This window comes from Pseudomonas sp. GW821-FHT10C09 (assembly GCF_059415465.1).
Genome location: NZ_JBWKNG010000004.1, coordinates 146,769 through 161,979 on the forward strand (window position 1 = coordinate 146,769; position 15,211 = coordinate 161,979).

The following is a 15,211-nucleotide window of genomic DNA, read 5'->3' on the forward strand; positions in this document are numbered from 1 at the left end:
TCATCAGATACTGTCGCGCAGTCGATACCAGGCTTTGCCGATGGCTTCCAGCGGTGCCGCGAGGTATTTGCCGCCGGGAAAACTGCCGTTGTCCAGACCTTGATACAAGGACAATTCATCGTCCTTGCCCAGAATGGCGTCGGACACCGCACGGGCGGCGGCCAGTGTCGGCAGCACGCCATGCCCGGAATAGCCTTGCAGCCAGTAGCGATCACCCGACCGGCCAACGTCGGGCGTTCGTTTAAGAGTCAGGTCGATGTGTCCGCCCCAGGCGAACTCCAGTTCCACGCCTTTGAGTTGCGGAAACACCCGTTCCAGGTACGGTCGTGTGGCCCCGGCAATGTCCTTGGGCATGCCACCCAGATAGGTGCAGCCACCGCCGAACAGCAGGCGGTTGTCGGGGGTGCGACGGAAATAGTCGAGGACAAACTGATTGTCGGTAACGCAGACATTGCTCGGCAGCAGCGCAGTGGCTTGCTCGGGCGTCAGGGGCGCGGTCGCCACTTGATACGTCCCGACGGGCAACACGCAACTGGCCAGTTGCGGGTCGAGCCGGTCCAGATAGGCGTTACAGGCCAGCACCAGCACATCGGCGCGAATCGACCCGCGCTCAGTGTTCACCACGAAACGGCCAGCCTCCTCTCGATAACTCAATGCTTTGCTTTGTTCATGAATGCGCCCGCCCGCACGTTCGATGGCGGCGGCCAGGCCGATGGCCAGTTTCAGCGGGTTCAAATGAGCGCCTTCAGGGTCGTACAACCCTGCCTGATAGCGCTCGCTGGCGATCCATTCCGGTAACTGTTCACGGCTGATGAGCTGCAAACCGTGGTGGCCCCACTTGTGACTGGCCTCGCGCTGCCACTCGGTCAGCAGGCCGACACGTCGTGGCATGACCGAGGTCCACAAATGGCCGGCGCGATAATCACAATCGAAGCCGTGGCGAGCGGGTAATTCACGCAGTTCCTGCGCCGCCCAGCGCATGCCGTCCCACAACCGCCGTGCGCGCTCATAACCCAGCGCGGCTTCCAGGGGCGGCATGTCACACGACCAACCGAGAATGGCCTGACCACCATTGCGCCCCGAGGCGGCCCACGCCACGCGACTGGCTTCCAGCAGTGTCACGCGTTTGCCGGCCAGCGCCAGGCGCAACGCCGTGTGCAGCCCACTGAACCCGGCGCCGATGATCAGGATGTCGGTATCGTGTTCACCGGAAAGTGCGGGCCGGGTGGTCAGGCGATCAGCGCAACTGTGGGCGTAGTAGCTGGCGACATGCTGCGTGGACTGCTGGAACATACAAGCCCTCATGAAATTATGTTTTTATAATTTCATGAAAAACTACAGGATTAATTTCATATGGGCAACCAGCAAGTCTTTCAGTGCCTTGGCTGACCCCTTCGCGAGCAGGCTCGCTCCCACATTGGATTTCCTTTAGTCGCCTATTTTGTGGATGACACAGATCACCTGTGGGAGCGAGCCTGCTCGCGAAGGGGCCATTCCAGACCAACAGAAATCCTCAGGTATCGGGCGACTTATGCCACGGATACCCCTTGGCACTGAGCTCAAACGCGTAATCAAACAACCGCTTCATGTACTCGCCATCGAACTGACGATTGCGCAGGTGAAGAAAATCCACCCCGATGTACGCCAGATTGAAATCCGCCCCGTCCTGCTGGGCGATTCGGTAAATCCGCTCCAGGTCGCTGATGCCTTGCATCTGGATCAACGCGCTGATGGCGCGACCGCCAATGCTCAACGTGCGGCGTTTGGTCCCCGACCACTGCGGCTCCATTTTGCCGTTGCGAATCACGTAGAAATGCCGATCGCGGCGCAAACGCGCACCGGTCACACTGTTCAGTGCCATGACGGTGCCCGGGGGATAAAGGAATACCTGTGTGATGACGCCGCCATCGACGTGCATTTCCTGGAACGGTTGGCCGTTTACCTCCACGTCGATCATGACGGGAGAAACGGCCCCCGGAATGCTCATCGACGCGATCAGGATCCGCCGGAACAGGTCGAGCGCTCCCGGTGCGCCGCTGGCGGCAATGGCGCCCATGTTCCAGGTCACGGGCCGGCCCGCATCGAGATCGGTAGTGCCGATCATCAGCAGCCGCCCGTTGGCGTATTGCGCGGCAATCGCCGCCAGTATGTCCGCAGAAATGCACTGCGCGACCAGCCGCGCCAATGGCTTGCTGTCCGCAATGCCGTCGCTGGCAAGCCGGGTCAGCACACTGCGTGAATGGAAAACGTCCTTGGGTCCGATGGCGCTGCAAATGCGCAGGATGATGTCGTCGTACTGAGGCCCCAGGTACGCGAACGGGGCCACCAAGGCCCCGGCGCTGATGCCCGTGACGACTTTGAAAGAGGGACGCGAACCGTGCAACGTCCATCCCGCGATGATCCCCGCCGCAAAAGTGCCGGCGTCCCCACCCCCGGAAATCGCCAGCATGTTGGCCAGTGGCAGGGTGTCATTCGGCTCCCCTGCCCTGGCCAGCGCTTCGGCCTCTCGCAGATTGGACCGGTGCACATCCCGAATCAGCGGCGCGAGGTCCCGGTCCAGCCAGTAACGTGCCTCGGGAATGCCGGGGACGACCGCCAGTTCCGTCAAGCTCGGCGGCACGGCATCCCGGCGTTGCAGACACGCCTGGCGCAGCATGTTCCACGTTGAAGCACCTGGTCCGGGCTGGAATGGTTTCAACACGCCTCCTCATGACCTGAGGACGTCAGACACCCTCCGGTCGATCCTGAACCCACTGCCAGAATAATTGGTAACCCACCGCCAGCACGACCGGCCCGATGAACAGCCCGAGGATGCCGCTGGTGACCATGCCGCCCAATGCGCCAATCAACACGACCGGCATCGGCACATCCACCCCCCGTCCCAGTAACAGCGGTTTGAGGACGTTGTCCACCAGGCCCGCCACGAACACAAAGACCGAGAAGATAATGGTCCGCGTGTTGGGTCCTTCGGTGGCCATGACATAGACGATCACCGGCAGCGTAATCAGCGTGGCCGGTAACTGCATGATGCCCAGCAGCAACACGCCGATGGCCAGCAGACCGGCGCCGGGGATGCCTTTGAGTACGAAGCCGATACCCACCAGCAGCATCTGGATGAACGCGATACCGACCACCCCGAGCGCAACGGCGCGAATGGTCGCCGTGCACAACTCGGCAATCTGCGCCCCCTTGTCCGGACCGCTAACACGCGACGCGATATCCACTGCGCAACGGCCGCCGGCTTCACCATGAGCCATGAAAATACCGGCGATGATCAAGGCGACGATGAACATCAGCAAACCTGCCCCGACGCCAGCGATTTTGGCCAACAAGCCCAGCGTGACGCCTTTTATTTGCGGCAGGTATTTCACCATGAGGTCGGGCAGATCGGTCGAGGCCTGCAGCCATACCGCCGAGATGGATTTACCCACCAGCGGCCAACCGGCGACCGTATCGGGCGGAGGCGGGATCTGGAAGCTGCCCTCCTTCACCAGATCGACGACCTTGGCCACCGACTCTGCAATCGAGGTGCCCAACAGATAGACCGGCACCACCAGAATCGCGATGGCAATCACCACCAGTACGGTTGCAGCGCGTCCTTCGCTACGCCCCATCGACCCCATGAGTCGCAGTTGCAATGGATAGAGGGTGATCGCGAGGATGACCGACCACAGCATCAGGTCGCGAAACGGTCGGAAAATCTCGAAGCAGAACAGCACCAGAACGACAATCAACCCGGCACGAATCAGGACATCGAGCATGCTGCGGGTCAACGATTTCTCGGACAGAGGTGTGGGCACCATGGATGCCTCCTTGCTGATAGCTACAAAGAACGGTTGGGGAGCGGTTAGGGCAGCATAGACGGTGATTTCACAGTGCGACATCCACATTGTGCTCTGTATCGCTGTGCTGCAAAAAAAACCGCAAAAACAGCACATGGACTCAATATTCGCTGCTCAATCCACGTAACCATGGTCTCCTCACTCACCCCGTAAGGACCTCATCATGGCCATTGCAAAAGCAGTCCCCGGCAAAACCCTGCTGACCCCGACCGACCACACGCTGATCATGATTGACCACCAATCGCAGATGTCCTTTGCGACCAAGTCGATCGACGCCGTGACCCTGCGCAACAACGCCGCGCTCGTGGCCAAGGCGGCCCGTGGGTTCAAGGTCTCGACCATTCTCACCACCGTGGCCGAGAAGAGCTTTTCCGGGCCGATCTTCGACGAAATCAAATCGGTGTTCCCGGAACACAACGTGATCGACCGTACCAGCATGAACACCTGGGAAGACGAGCGCATCGCCGTTGAAGTCAACAAATTCGGCAAGCAGAAAATCGTCCTGGCCGGCCTCTGGACGTCCGTGTGCATCGTCGGCCCGGCGCTGTCGGCCATCGACCAGGGTTTCGAGGTGTACGTGATCGCCGATGCCTGCGGCGACGTCACCACCGAAGCCCACGAAATGGCCATGCAACGCATGATCCAGATCGGCGCTCGCCCCATGACCTCTCTGCAATACCTGCTCGAATTGCAGCGTGACTGGGCGCGCAGCGAAACTTATGACGAAACCGTAAAAACCTCGATCGCCAACGGCGGTGCCTACGGTCTGGGCCTGATCTATGCCAAGAGCATGTTCGGTGCCTCGGAAGCTCACTAAGCTAAAATCAGCGACTCCGTCCTCGCGGAGTCGCTGCCCGGTGGTGATTGATCGATGACGTTTTCCAAGCGCAAACCCGGCCTGCCTTTCTGGTTATCGGTGATAGTCGCCGGCACGACCGCAACGGCGCAGGCGGATGACACGGCGCAAACCGGGCAAGGTTTCCTCGACGGTGCGACGCTGAATGTGCTCAACCGCAACTTCTACCTCAACAGTGATTACCGCTCCCCTTCGCCGTCCGGCAAAAGCTACAAGGCGGAATGGGCGCAAGGGTTCATTGGCGCTTTCGAGTCTGGATTTACCCCCGGCATCCTGGGATTCGGCCTCGACAGCCACGCCTTTTTGGGTGTGAAGCTCGACAGTGGCAAGGGCCGCTCCGGCACCGGGTTGCTGCCGGTGGACAGTGATGGCCGCAGTGAGGACGACTATTCCAGCGCTGGCGGTGCGCTGAAAATCAAGGCCTCCAAAACCACCGTGGCCTACGGTGAAATGATGGTTGAAACACCGGTGTTCGACACCGCCGACAAACGCCTGCAACCGGAATACGCCACCGGTTTTCTGCTGAACAGCCGCGAAATCGATGGCATGAATGTGCAGGCCGGTCACTTCACGGCGTTCAAGAATCAGGACAGTTCATCAAGCAAAGGCAATTTTTCCGGTTACGGCGCCAACACCGACGCAGGCGGCATTTCGTTTGTCGGCGCCGACCTGTTCACCCAAAGCCCTGTCGGCGGCGCAGTCTATGCCTCAACGCTGACCGATACCTGGCACCAGTACTACGGCAATCTTCACTTCAAGCAGCCGGGCGTGTTCGTCGACGCCAACCTCTACCACACGCGGGACACGGGAGAGGCATTGGCTGGCGCCATCGACAACACCGCGTTCAGCCTCTCAGGCAAATACACCGTCGATGCCCACGGCTTTACCCTGGCCTATCAGAAAGTCAACGGTGACACCCCGTTCGATTTCGTCGGTGGCGACTCTATCTACCTGGCCAACTCGATCAAGTACGCCGACTTCAACGGCGCCCACGAACAATCCTGGCAAGCCCGCTACGACCTTGACCTGGGTCCCTTCGGCGTCCCCGGCCTGGCCTTCATGACGCGTTACGTCAAAGGCACACAGATCGACGGCACCCATGCGCCCCAGGGCGGCGCCTACAACCCGTTCGATGAGGCGACCGGTACTTTCGTACCGCAACAAGGCGACGGCGGACGGCATTGGGAGCGCGACATCGATTTGCGCTACATCGTGCAATCGGGGGCGGCCAAGGACTTGTCGCTGCAACTGTCCCATGTATCGCACCGCGCCAACGCGGCGCAGGCCGGCGATGACATTGACCGGGTGTATGTGGTGATCCAGTACCCATTGAACTTCGGGCCTTTCTGATCGGGAAATTGGCGGAAGGCAGCCGGAGTCGAACCTGCCCGGGAACGGATGCCGTCCCCAACCGGGTTTGAAGCCCGGCCGCGCCACCGGGCGCGATTGCCTTCCTTGAACTCAGTGGTTGTCTGTCTGGGCCAAGGCACTGTCGAGACGGATCTGGCGTTTGTCGCCCATGCGTCGGGTCAGGCCGATGCGGTCAAAGTACTCCAGGATCTGAATGCTGCGCTTGCGGCCCAGGCCGACCGCATCGCGAAACGCCGCGACTTGAATCACCGGGTCGTGCTCGGCCAACTGCAACAGCATAGCCGCCAATCGCCGGATCATCGCGTCGGTGTAGAACAGGTCCCGGACCACTTGATGCAGCAACCCCAGCCGCGCCATTTTGCGCAGCAGCAGGCGCACGCTTGCCTCGTCACCGCCCAGTTTTCGCACCCATGGCGGATCGAAACCGGCCTGTTCGAATAGCGGTTGCAAGCGCTGCCACTGGGCTTCGTCCTCTTCGCTCAAGCGTACTTGATGACCGGGTAAATACAGCCAGGGCCCGCTGGTGGCGATGGCGCCGCTGGCGAGTAAATCGTCGAGCAGGCGGATGAAGGTCGGGCGCTCCAGCGTGGTGGCGGTGAAACGACGCAGGCGATCACGGTCCGGGCCCATTTGATCCGGCTCGAGTGCGTGAAAGCGTGCGAGGTGCTCCAGCAACGGGACCTTCAGGGCTTCCCAACGGGCCGAACTAAACAGCAGTGGCCCCTGGCGGGTCTCGATCAAACGCACGTCATCGGGCAAAACCCAGGTCGCGCGCGGACGGTTGAACTGACGCTCCAGTTGCCGTGGATCGAGGCCGCTGTCGCTGTTGGCCAACAAGGCCGGCAGGAGTTCTTCCAGCGAATGGCGGGTGGCGAGCGCCTGAAGCTGCGCCAGTCGTTCGGGGCTGCGACGGTGTCGGGTCGGGGCAAACGGATCAAGCACCCGACCGCCGCCAAGGGTGCGTTGTGCGCTCTGATCCCGCAGGATCAACGGATCGTCCTTCACCGCATGGACTGGGGCATTCAGCAGGATCTGCGCGAACATCCGCCCGCCCGGTGCCAGGCTCGTACCTTCCAACAACGCCACTCGCCCCGTCACGTCCTGAGTGCCGAGGTGAACATGCACCGGCTGAAAATGTTCGAAGGATTTGGCTTCGCTGGGAAGCAACTGCAAATCGATGTCCAGTCGTTGGGTCGGGGCATACAGCCACTCGGCGAGCAACCATTGACCACGGTGGATGTGCTCCAGAGCCAAGCGTTCGGCACTCAGGTTCAGTGCGACGCGTTGGCCGGCAAACGCCGTGTCCGCCGCCTGGTTTTGCGCGTGCAAACCGCGCACGCGCACAGGTTTGCCCAATGGGCTCAACTCCAGCGTGTCGCCCACCGTTACTTGCCCGGACAGCGCCGTACCCGTCACCACGATACCGGCACCGGCGACGCTGAAGGCGCGATCAATCGCCAGTCGAAAACCACCGTCGGTACTGCGTTGATGCACGTCACGCTGTGCGTCGAGCAATGCCTGGCGCAGTGTCTCGACACCCTCCCCGGTCACACTCGACAGCGCGAGTTGCGGCGCATCGGCAAAAGGTCCGGGCGCCAGCAACGTGGTCATTTGTTCATGGACGGCATGCACCCTGTCCGGCTCGACCCGGTCGCACTTGGTGATCGCCACCAGCGCCCGGGGAATGCCCAGCAGTTCAACAATCGCCAGGTGTTCGCGGGTCTGCGGCATGACGCCGTCATCCGCCGCGACCACCAGCAACACCAGATCAATGCCCTGCGCCCCGGCCAGCATGTTGTGGGTGAAACGTTCGTGGCCGGGCACGTCGATGAACCCGGTCAATTCGGCGCCCGGTTCCAGCGCGGCATACAGGTAGCCGAGGTCGATGGTCATGCCGCGTTCGCGCTCTTCCCGGCGACGGTCACCGGCCTGCCCGGTCAACGCCTGCAACAGCGCGGTCTTGCCGTGATCGATGTGCCCTGCGGTGCCGACGATCACCCTGCCCGCCCCTCGACGGCCAACTGATCGAGTTGTTGCAGCCATGCGGTTTCGTCGTCAAGTTGGCGCAGATCCAGCCACAGCGCGTCGTCATCGAGACGGCCCAACACCGGAATGGCCAACTGACGGAACGCGGCTTCCAGCCCCAGCAGTTGCCGACCGCGCAGACGTTTGGAGACGTTAGGCCGCAGGCATAACGCAGCGCTCGGCAAGCGCGCCACCGGTTGGCTGCCGCTGCCGATCATGCCCAGCGCCGGCAGCGCACTGACGCTCCAGCCGTCACCTACGGCGTGGGCCAGCGAAGGTTGCAACCGTTCGGCCTGGGCGAGGATATCGGCTTGCGGGCGAGTCAGCAGACGCAGGCTCGGCAGACGTTCGGCCAGACGATCTGGATCGCGGTACAAACCCAGCACCGCTTCGAGCGCGGCCAGGGTCAGTTTGTCGACCCGCAGCGCACGCTTGAGTGGGTTTTTCTTGATCTTCGCAATCAAGTCCTTGCGCCCGACAATCAACCCCGCCTGCGGGCCACCCAACAATTTGTCGCCACTGAAGGTGACGATGTCCGCGCCATCGAGCAGCGCCTGGCGCACCGTCGGCTCGGCGGGCAGGCCCCAGCGAGTCAGGTCCAGAAGACTGCCGCTGCCGAGGTCTTCGAGCAGCGGCAAACCATGGTTGTGCGCCAATTGCGCGAGCTCGGCGGTCGGCACCCGTGCGGTGAATCCTTCGATGGCGTAATTGCTCGCATGCACGCGCATCACCAGGCCACTGCGCGGGCCGATGGCTGCCTCGTAATCACGGGCATGGGTGCGGTTGGTGGTGCCGACTTCATGCAGCCGCACCCCGGCCCGCGCCATGATGTCGGGAATGCGGAACGCGCCGCCGATTTCAATCAGCTCGCCCCGGGAAATGATCCCTTCCTTGCGCGCGCCCAGACTGTTGAGCGTCAGCAATACGGCCGCCGCGTTGTTGTTGACCACGGTCACCGCTTCGGCGCCGGTGAGTTCGCGGATCAGGCCTTCGATCAGGTCATCACGGTCACCCCGCATGCCGCTGTGCAGGTCAAATTCAAGATTGAGCGGATAACGCGCGGCCATTTGTACGGCTTCGATGGCGACTTCCGGGAGCAACGCCCGGCCGAGGTTGGTGTGCAGCACCGTGCCAGTGAGGTTGAACACCCGGCGCACATGGCTTTGGTGCTGCCGGGCCAGACGCTCACCCGCTCGCCCTGCCAAAACCTGCGGGCTGATTTCCACGGCATCGAGTTGCCCGTTCAGGACCGGTTCGCGCAAGTCATCGAGCAATTGCCGCAAGCTCGCCAGCAGCGCGTCCCGTCCATAGCGTTCGGCCAACGGCTGGCAGGCGGGATGGCGCAGCAGACTGTCGATGGAAGGCAGCCGCAAGGTTTGACCGGCGGAAGGTGAAGGCATCAGGCGCTCCTGGAAACGATTGACCGTCGCGCCTGAGTGTAGCCGTTGAGTGTTTAGTCGCCGCCGGGTGCCAGCAGCAGATTCGGCGCCGGACGCAGGTAGCCCTCCTGTTCCAGGCGCATGTCGAGCATCAGGCTGCTCAAGTCCGCCGACAGCGCTTCGGCCTCGGCGTCGTTTTCCAGGTACAGCTGTTTGAGGTAACTGCGACAACCCGGACAGGTCTCGGCGCGTAGCGGCGCCTGATTGGCGGCGTAGCGATCGTCATCGAGGCTGACGTATTCCAGGCCTTTGCTCTGTTCGCAATACACGCATTTGACCCGCACCACATGCCATTCGCAGGCACACAGGGAACAGACCAAATAACGCAACCCGTTGTGCTTGCCACGGTGGCGAATCACCCCGGCCATCGCCGGCGAACCGCAGGCCGGGCATTGATTGAGGCTGTCGCCGGGTTTCAGCGCGAGGTCCGGGGTGCTCAGCAGCCAGTGACTCCAGGCTGCTTGCAACGCGGCACCGAGAAACGGCACCAGCGCGGCGGGCAGCAGCGTGAACTGACCGCTGACCAACGCCACCGCCCAGGCTTTGCGTTGTCCGGCGTCGGTACTGCGCAACGTCGCCAGGGCTTTTGCTACCGCCGGTTGCGGCGCTGGCGGGTAGTGCTGCAACAAGGCGTCGAGGTACGGCAACCAATGACCTTCGCGCACCAGCGTATCGGCGGCCAACGGTGGCAGCCCGTGCGCCTGGCAGACTTTGATTCGTTCGGGATCAGGCAAGGTGGTCACCGGCGGATCGTCGATCAAACGCTGCTGCACATGACACAAACCGGCGATCAGGCGCAGGTAATCGGCCAGCGGATGGCCCTCGGCCAAATGCTCCAGCCGTAAGGCGCGCAAGGTGAACAGGTTGTGCGGCGGCAGGTACAGAAACGGCGGTGAACTCGCCGCCGCTTCAATCTCTCCAGGTTCAAGAATCGTCGCCAAGTGCTTATCCTTTTTTGCTGATCGGCGGGTCGGGATGTTCGTCGCGGGTCACTTCGCGGTACCAGAGTTCATGGTGTTTTTTCGCCCAGGCGCGGCTGACCCAGCCATGCACCATGGCGCTGACCGAGCCCTTGATCCAGATACCGGCGTAGATGTGGATGATGATACTGAGCACCAGTACAAATCCGGCCAACGCATGCAGCAGCATGGCCCAGCGAATCGCCGTGATGCCGAAATAAACGCTGAAATACGCGCGCCAGATCACCAGCCCGGTCAACAACAGCGCAAGCATGCAGGCCAACAAGGTCCAGAACAGCAGCTTCTGTCCGGGGTTGTATTTGCCAATGGGCGGCACGCCCTCCTCCCCGTTTTGAATCACCCTGTCGATCCGCTTGAGCCACAAGCCGTCATTGCGGATGAAAAAGTTGGCCCGCCAGAAGCGAAACACCAGCCCGAGGAACAGCACGAACATCACCACGCCCATAAACGGATGCAGGATTCGCGTCCACGGGCCACCGCCAAACAGATTGCTGAGCCAGAACAGCGCCGGATGAAACAACGCCAGCCCGGACAGTGCCGCCATGAAAAACAGGATCGCCACCAGCCAGTGATTGGTGCGCTGGCCAGCGGTGTAGCGCAGGATCTGTTTGCGGATCATGGTCTGTCCTCCCCGCGCGGATCAAAGGTATGCACCGATGGGTCGACTTCGTGCACCGCGTTGTCCTTGAGCGGCGGCAACTCATCCTCTTCCACCACCTGCGGGCCGATGCGCACGTAGTGGAAGAACCCGGCCAGCACCGCCAGGCCCATCGCGAGCAAGCCCAAGGGTTTGCTCATGCCTTTCCACAAGCCCACCAATGGGCTGATCTCCGGGTCTTTCGCCAGCCCGGCGTACAGCTGCGGCGTGTCGGCGTGGTGCAGCACGTACATCACGTGGGTGCCGCCAACACCGGCCGGGTCGTACAGGCCGGCGTTTTCGAAGCCACGGCTTTTCAGATCGACGATCCGTTCGGCCGCGTGTTCCTTCATGTCTTCCTTGGTGCCGAAGACGATGGCGCCCGTTGGGCAGGTTTTCACGCAGGCCGGTTCCAGTCCGACTTCAACCCGGTCCGAACACAAGGTGCATTTGTACGCCTTGTGATCCTTTTGCGAGATCCGTGGAATGTTGAACGGGCAACCGGTGATGCAATAACCGCAGCCGATGCAATGGTCCTGGTTGAAATCGACAATGCCGTTGGCGTGCTTGATGATCGCGCCGGGGCTGGGGCATGCCGCCAGGCAACCGGGTTCGGCGCAGTGCATGCAGCCGTCCTTGCGGATCAGCCATTCGAGATTGCCGGCGTCGGTTTCGTGCTCGGTGAAGCGCATCAGGGTCCAGGTTTCTGCGCTGAGGTCCTGCGGGTTGTCGTAGGTGCCGAGGTTGTGACCGACGTCGTCGCGCAGCTCGTTCCATTCCGAACAAGCCACCTGACACGCCTTGCAGCCGATGCACTTGGTGGTGTCGATCAGCTTGGCCACTTCCTCCTGATTGCGCACCGAAGGCGGGACAGTCGTGGTGGCCGAACGGGCAATGATGTCTTGGCTGGCCATTTAGACTTTCTCCACGTTGACCAGGAATGACTTGGATTCCGGGGTCTGTGTGTTGCCATCGCCGAGGAACGGCACCAGGGTGTTGGTCAGGTATCCGTGACGCGTAAGTCCGGTAAAACCCCAGTGCAGCGGGATGCCGATCTGGTGCACCACTTGATTGTTGACCTGCAACGGACGTATCCGCTTGGTCACCACCGCCACCGCTTCGATGTGCCCGCGCTTGCTGCTGACCCGCACACGGTCGCCGGCGACGATGCCTTTTTCCTTGGCCAGCACTTCGCCGATTTCGACGAACTGCTCCGGTTGGGCAATCGCGTTGAGCTTGCAGTGCTTGCTCCAGAAGTGGAAATGCTCGGTCAAGCGGTAACTGGTGGCCGCGTACGGGTAGTCCTTGGCCACACCGAGGGAATCCCACACCGAATCGAAGATCCGCGCCGCCGGGTTGCTGGTGGCTTGTTTGTTGGTCGGGTGCAGCGGGTTGATACCGATCGGCGTTTCGAACGGCTCGTAGTGCTCGGGGAACGGGCCTTCGTTCATCTTGTCGACGGCGAAGAACCGCGCCACGCCTTCGGGGTTCATGATGAACGGATTCATCCCCGCTTCCGGTGGCACGTCGGCCTTGTAGTCGGGCACATCGGTGCCGCCCCAGGCCTTGCCGTTCCACCACACCAGGCGTTTTTTCGGGTCCCACGGCTTGCCTTGCGGATCGGCCGAGGCGCGGTTGTAGAGAATCCGCCGGTTCGCCGGCCACGCCCAGGCCCAGCCTTGGTGCTGGTGCATGCCATACGGATCGCTGTTGTCGCGCCGGGCCATCTGGTTGCCGGTTTCGGTCCAGCTGCCACAGAAAATCCAGCAGCCGGACGCGGTGCTGCCGTCGTCCTTGAGCTGACTGAACGCGGCCAGTTGCGCATTGCCCTTGATCGCTGCGCCCGTGGCGTCGGTGAAGTCGGTGGTGGCGTAGCCGTTTATTTCCTTGGCCAGTTCCTCCGGCGAGGGCTCGTCGGGAATCTTGTACTGCCACGACAATTTGAGGATCGGATCGGGATAGGCGCCACCCTTCGCTTCATAGCGCTGACGCAGGCGCAGGAACAGTTCGGCCATGATCCGAATGTCGGTTTGCGCTTCGCCCGGCCCGTCCGCACCCTTCCAGTGCCATTGCAGCCAGCGGCTGCTGTTGACCAGCGAGCCGTCTTCCTCGGCAAAACAGGTGGTGGGCAGGCGGATCACTTCGGTCTGGATGTCGGCACTTTTCACATCGTTGTACGGCCCGACATTGCGCCAGAATTCCGAGGTCTCGGTGGACAGCGGGTCCATCACCACCAGCCATTTCAACTTGGCCAGCGCCGCCATCACCCGATTCTTGTCAGGCAACGCCGCGATGGGGTTGAAGCCCTGGCACATATAGCCATTGACCTTGCCCTGGCCCATCAAGTCGAACACTTTGAGGATGTCGTAGTTGGGAATGTCCAGTTTCGGCAGGTAGTCGTACGCCCAATTGTTCTCGACCGTGGCGTTACCGCCGTACCAGGCTTTCATCAGGCTGACGTGGAACTTGCTGTAGTTCTGCCAGTAGGACAACTGCCCCGGACGCAACGGTTTTTGCGTGCGTTTAGTGATGTAGGCGGCGTAGTCCTGCTCGGCGTCGGTCGGCAAGGTGAGGTAACCCGGCAGCGAGTTGGACAGCAACCCAAGGTCGGTCAGGCCCTGAATGTTGGAGTGCCCGCGCAAGGCGTTCACGCCCCCGCCGGGCATGCCGACGTTGCCCAGCAGCAGTTGCACCATTGCCGCGCTGCGGATGATCTGCGAGCCGATCGAGTGCTGGGTCCAGCCCAATGCATAGAGGATGGTCATGGTCTTGCCCGGCACCGAGCAGGTCGCGATCTCATCCCAGATCTTCTGCATGGCATCGACCGGCATCCCGCAAATCTGGCTCGCTAGGTCGATGTTATAGCGGCTGTAATGCTGCTTCATCAGTTGATAGACGCAGCGCGGATCTTGCAGGGTCGGGTCGACCTTGACGAAGCCGTCTTCACCGAGTTCATAACCCCAGCCGGATTTATCGGTGTAGCTGCGCTTGGCCACGTCGTAACCGCTGAAAATCCCGTCCTCGAAGCCATAACCGGCTTTGACGATGAACGACACGTCGGTGTAGTTGCGCACGTATTCGTGCTGGATCTTGTCCTCGGTCAGCAGGTAGTTGATCAGCCCGCCCATGAAGGCGATGTCGGTGCCGGTGCGAATCGGCGCGTAATAGTCGGCCACCGAGGCTGTGCGGGTGAATCGCGGGTCGACCACGATCAGCCGCGCCTTGTTGTGCGCCTTGGCTTCCGTCACCCATTTGAAACCGCACGGGTGCGCTTCTGCTGCGTTGCCGCCCATCACCAGAACCAGATTCGCGTTAGCGATATCGGTCCAGGTATTGGTCATGGCACCACGGCCGTACGTCGGGGCAAGACTTGCCACCGTCGGGCCGTGTCAGACACGCGCCTGGTTATCAAACCCCAGCATGCCGAGACTGCGAATGACCTTGTGGGTGATGTAGCCCGCTTCGTTGGACGCTGCCGAGGCGGCGAGGAAACCGGTGGTCAGCCAGCGATTCACCGTTTGGCCTTGCGCGTTCTTCTCGATGAAGTTGGCATCGCGGTCGGCCTTCATCAGGTCGGCGACACGATCCAGCGCTTCATCCCAGGAGATGCGCGTCCACTCGCTGCTGCCGGGCTTGCGTACCTGCGGGTATTGCAGGCGGCCGGGGCTGTGAATGAAGTCCAGCAGGCCCGCGCCTTTGGGGCAAAGGGTGCCGCGGTTGACCGGGTGGTCGGCGTCACCTTCGATGTGGATGATGCTTTGCGCGACATTCTTGGCTGTATCGCCCTGGCTGTACATGATCAAGCCGCAACCGACCGAGCAATACGGGCAGGTGTTGCGGGTTTCATGAGTGGCGGCAAGCTTGAAGTGGCGCACCTGCTCGGCAAAGGCCAGCGTGGGAGCCATGCCCAACGCGCCCAGGCTCGAGCCCGCAAGGCCGATACCAGCGACCTTGAAGAACTGACGACGGCTGAGGTCCATCGTGCACTCCTGATCAGGTGGAAATCCGGGACTTTGCCGGACTTTTCAATCAATCACGGTGGCGGCAGCCGGGCTGCCGAC

At 61.8% G+C, this 15,211-nt stretch carries 11 protein-coding genes and 1 tRNA gene; 2 read left to right on the forward strand and 10 right to left on the reverse strand.

Annotated features, from left to right (window positions below):
* Nucleotides 1-3: 3 nt before the first annotated feature.
* The 3 genes from AC07N8_RS05195 to AC07N8_RS05205 form a co-directional block, all read right to left on the reverse strand.
* Nucleotides 4-1,293, reverse strand: a complete 1,290-nt coding sequence (locus tag AC07N8_RS05195) for an NAD(P)/FAD-dependent oxidoreductase (RefSeq protein ID WP_483841983.1) — start codon at nucleotides 1,291-1,293, stop codon at nucleotides 4-6.
* A gap of 220 nt (nucleotides 1,294-1,513) precedes the next feature.
* Nucleotides 1,514-2,698 (reverse strand): patatin-like phospholipase family protein, encoded by a 1,185-nt coding sequence (locus AC07N8_RS05200; RefSeq protein WP_493141695.1) that lies wholly within the window; start codon nucleotides 2,696-2,698, stop codon nucleotides 1,514-1,516.
* A gap of 25 nt (nucleotides 2,699-2,723) precedes the next feature.
* Nucleotides 2,724-3,803, reverse strand: coding sequence for an AI-2E family transporter (locus tag AC07N8_RS05205; protein WP_493141692.1), 1,080 nt, complete (start codon nucleotides 3,801-3,803; stop codon nucleotides 2,724-2,726).
* Between the two features lie 202 nt (nucleotides 3,804-4,005).
* Between AC07N8_RS05205 and AC07N8_RS05210 the strand changes: the two genes are divergently transcribed.
* Together AC07N8_RS05210 and AC07N8_RS05215 are read left to right on the forward strand one after the other, a co-directional pair.
* Nucleotides 4,006-4,659, forward strand: coding sequence for a hydrolase (locus AC07N8_RS05210; RefSeq protein ID WP_483841986.1), 654 nt, complete (start codon nucleotides 4,006-4,008; stop codon nucleotides 4,657-4,659).
* Nucleotides 4,660-4,713: 54 nt separating this feature from the next.
* Nucleotides 4,714-6,048, forward strand: a complete 1,335-nt coding sequence (locus AC07N8_RS05215) for an OprD family porin (RefSeq protein ID WP_493141689.1) — start codon at nucleotides 4,714-4,716, stop codon at nucleotides 6,046-6,048.
* Nucleotides 6,049-6,057: 9 nt separating this feature from the next.
* Here AC07N8_RS05215 and AC07N8_RS05220 read toward each other — a convergent pair.
* From AC07N8_RS05220 to fdnG, 7 genes are all read right to left on the reverse strand, one after another.
* A tRNA-Sec gene (locus AC07N8_RS05220) sits at nucleotides 6,058-6,153 on the reverse strand.
* Between the two features lie 6 nt (nucleotides 6,154-6,159).
* Nucleotides 6,160-8,067, reverse strand: a complete 1,908-nt coding sequence (selB, locus tag AC07N8_RS05225) for a selenocysteine-specific translation elongation factor (RefSeq protein ID WP_493141991.1) — start codon at nucleotides 8,065-8,067, stop codon at nucleotides 6,160-6,162.
* On the reverse strand, nucleotides 8,064-9,494 hold the full coding sequence (gene selA / locus AC07N8_RS05230) for an L-seryl-tRNA(Sec) selenium transferase (protein WP_493141687.1): 1,431 nt from the start codon (nucleotides 9,492-9,494) through the stop codon (nucleotides 8,064-8,066). Before selA ends, selB begins: the two co-directional genes overlap by 4 nt.
* 53 nt (nucleotides 9,495-9,547) lie before the next feature.
* Nucleotides 9,548-10,474 (reverse strand): formate dehydrogenase accessory protein FdhE, encoded by a 927-nt coding sequence (gene fdhE, locus AC07N8_RS05235; protein ID WP_483841989.1) that lies wholly within the window; start codon nucleotides 10,472-10,474, stop codon nucleotides 9,548-9,550.
* Between the two features lie 4 nt (nucleotides 10,475-10,478).
* Nucleotides 10,479-11,132, reverse strand: coding sequence for a formate dehydrogenase subunit gamma (locus AC07N8_RS05240; RefSeq protein WP_493141685.1), 654 nt, complete (start codon nucleotides 11,130-11,132; stop codon nucleotides 10,479-10,481).
* Complete coding sequence (fdxH, locus tag AC07N8_RS05245) at nucleotides 11,129-12,064, reverse strand: formate dehydrogenase subunit beta (RefSeq protein ID WP_493141683.1); 936 nt, start codon at nucleotides 12,062-12,064, stop codon at nucleotides 11,129-11,131. Before fdxH ends, AC07N8_RS05240 begins: the two co-directional genes overlap by 4 nt.
* On the reverse strand, nucleotides 12,065-15,130 hold the full coding sequence (gene fdnG / locus AC07N8_RS05250) for a formate dehydrogenase-N subunit alpha (protein ID WP_493141681.1): 3,066 nt from the start codon (nucleotides 15,128-15,130) through the stop codon (nucleotides 12,065-12,067).
* Nucleotides 15,131-15,211 lie beyond the last annotated feature (81 nt).

Coding starts and splice junctions, on each gene's coding strand:
- AC07N8_RS05195 (WP_483841983.1), bottom strand. CDS start 1,293: ATGTTCCAGCAGTCCACGCAGCATGTCGCCAGCTACTACGCCCACAGT.
- AC07N8_RS05240 (WP_493141685.1), bottom strand. CDS start 11,132: ATGATCCGCAAACAGATCCTGCGCTACACCGCTGGCCAGCGCACCAAT.
- selA (WP_493141687.1), bottom strand. CDS start 9,494: ATGCCTTCACCTTCCGCCGGTCAAACCTTGCGGCTGCCTTCCATCGAC.
- AC07N8_RS05215 (WP_493141689.1), top strand. CDS start 4,714: ATGACGTTTTCCAAGCGCAAACCCGGCCTGCCTTTCTGGTTATCGGTG.
- fdxH (WP_493141683.1), bottom strand. CDS start 12,064: ATGGCCAGCCAAGACATCATTGCCCGTTCGGCCACCACGACTGTCCCG.
- AC07N8_RS05210 (WP_483841986.1), top strand. CDS start 4,006: ATGGCCATTGCAAAAGCAGTCCCCGGCAAAACCCTGCTGACCCCGACC.
- AC07N8_RS05205 (WP_493141692.1), bottom strand. CDS start 3,803: ATGGTGCCCACACCTCTGTCCGAGAAATCGTTGACCCGCAGCATGCTC.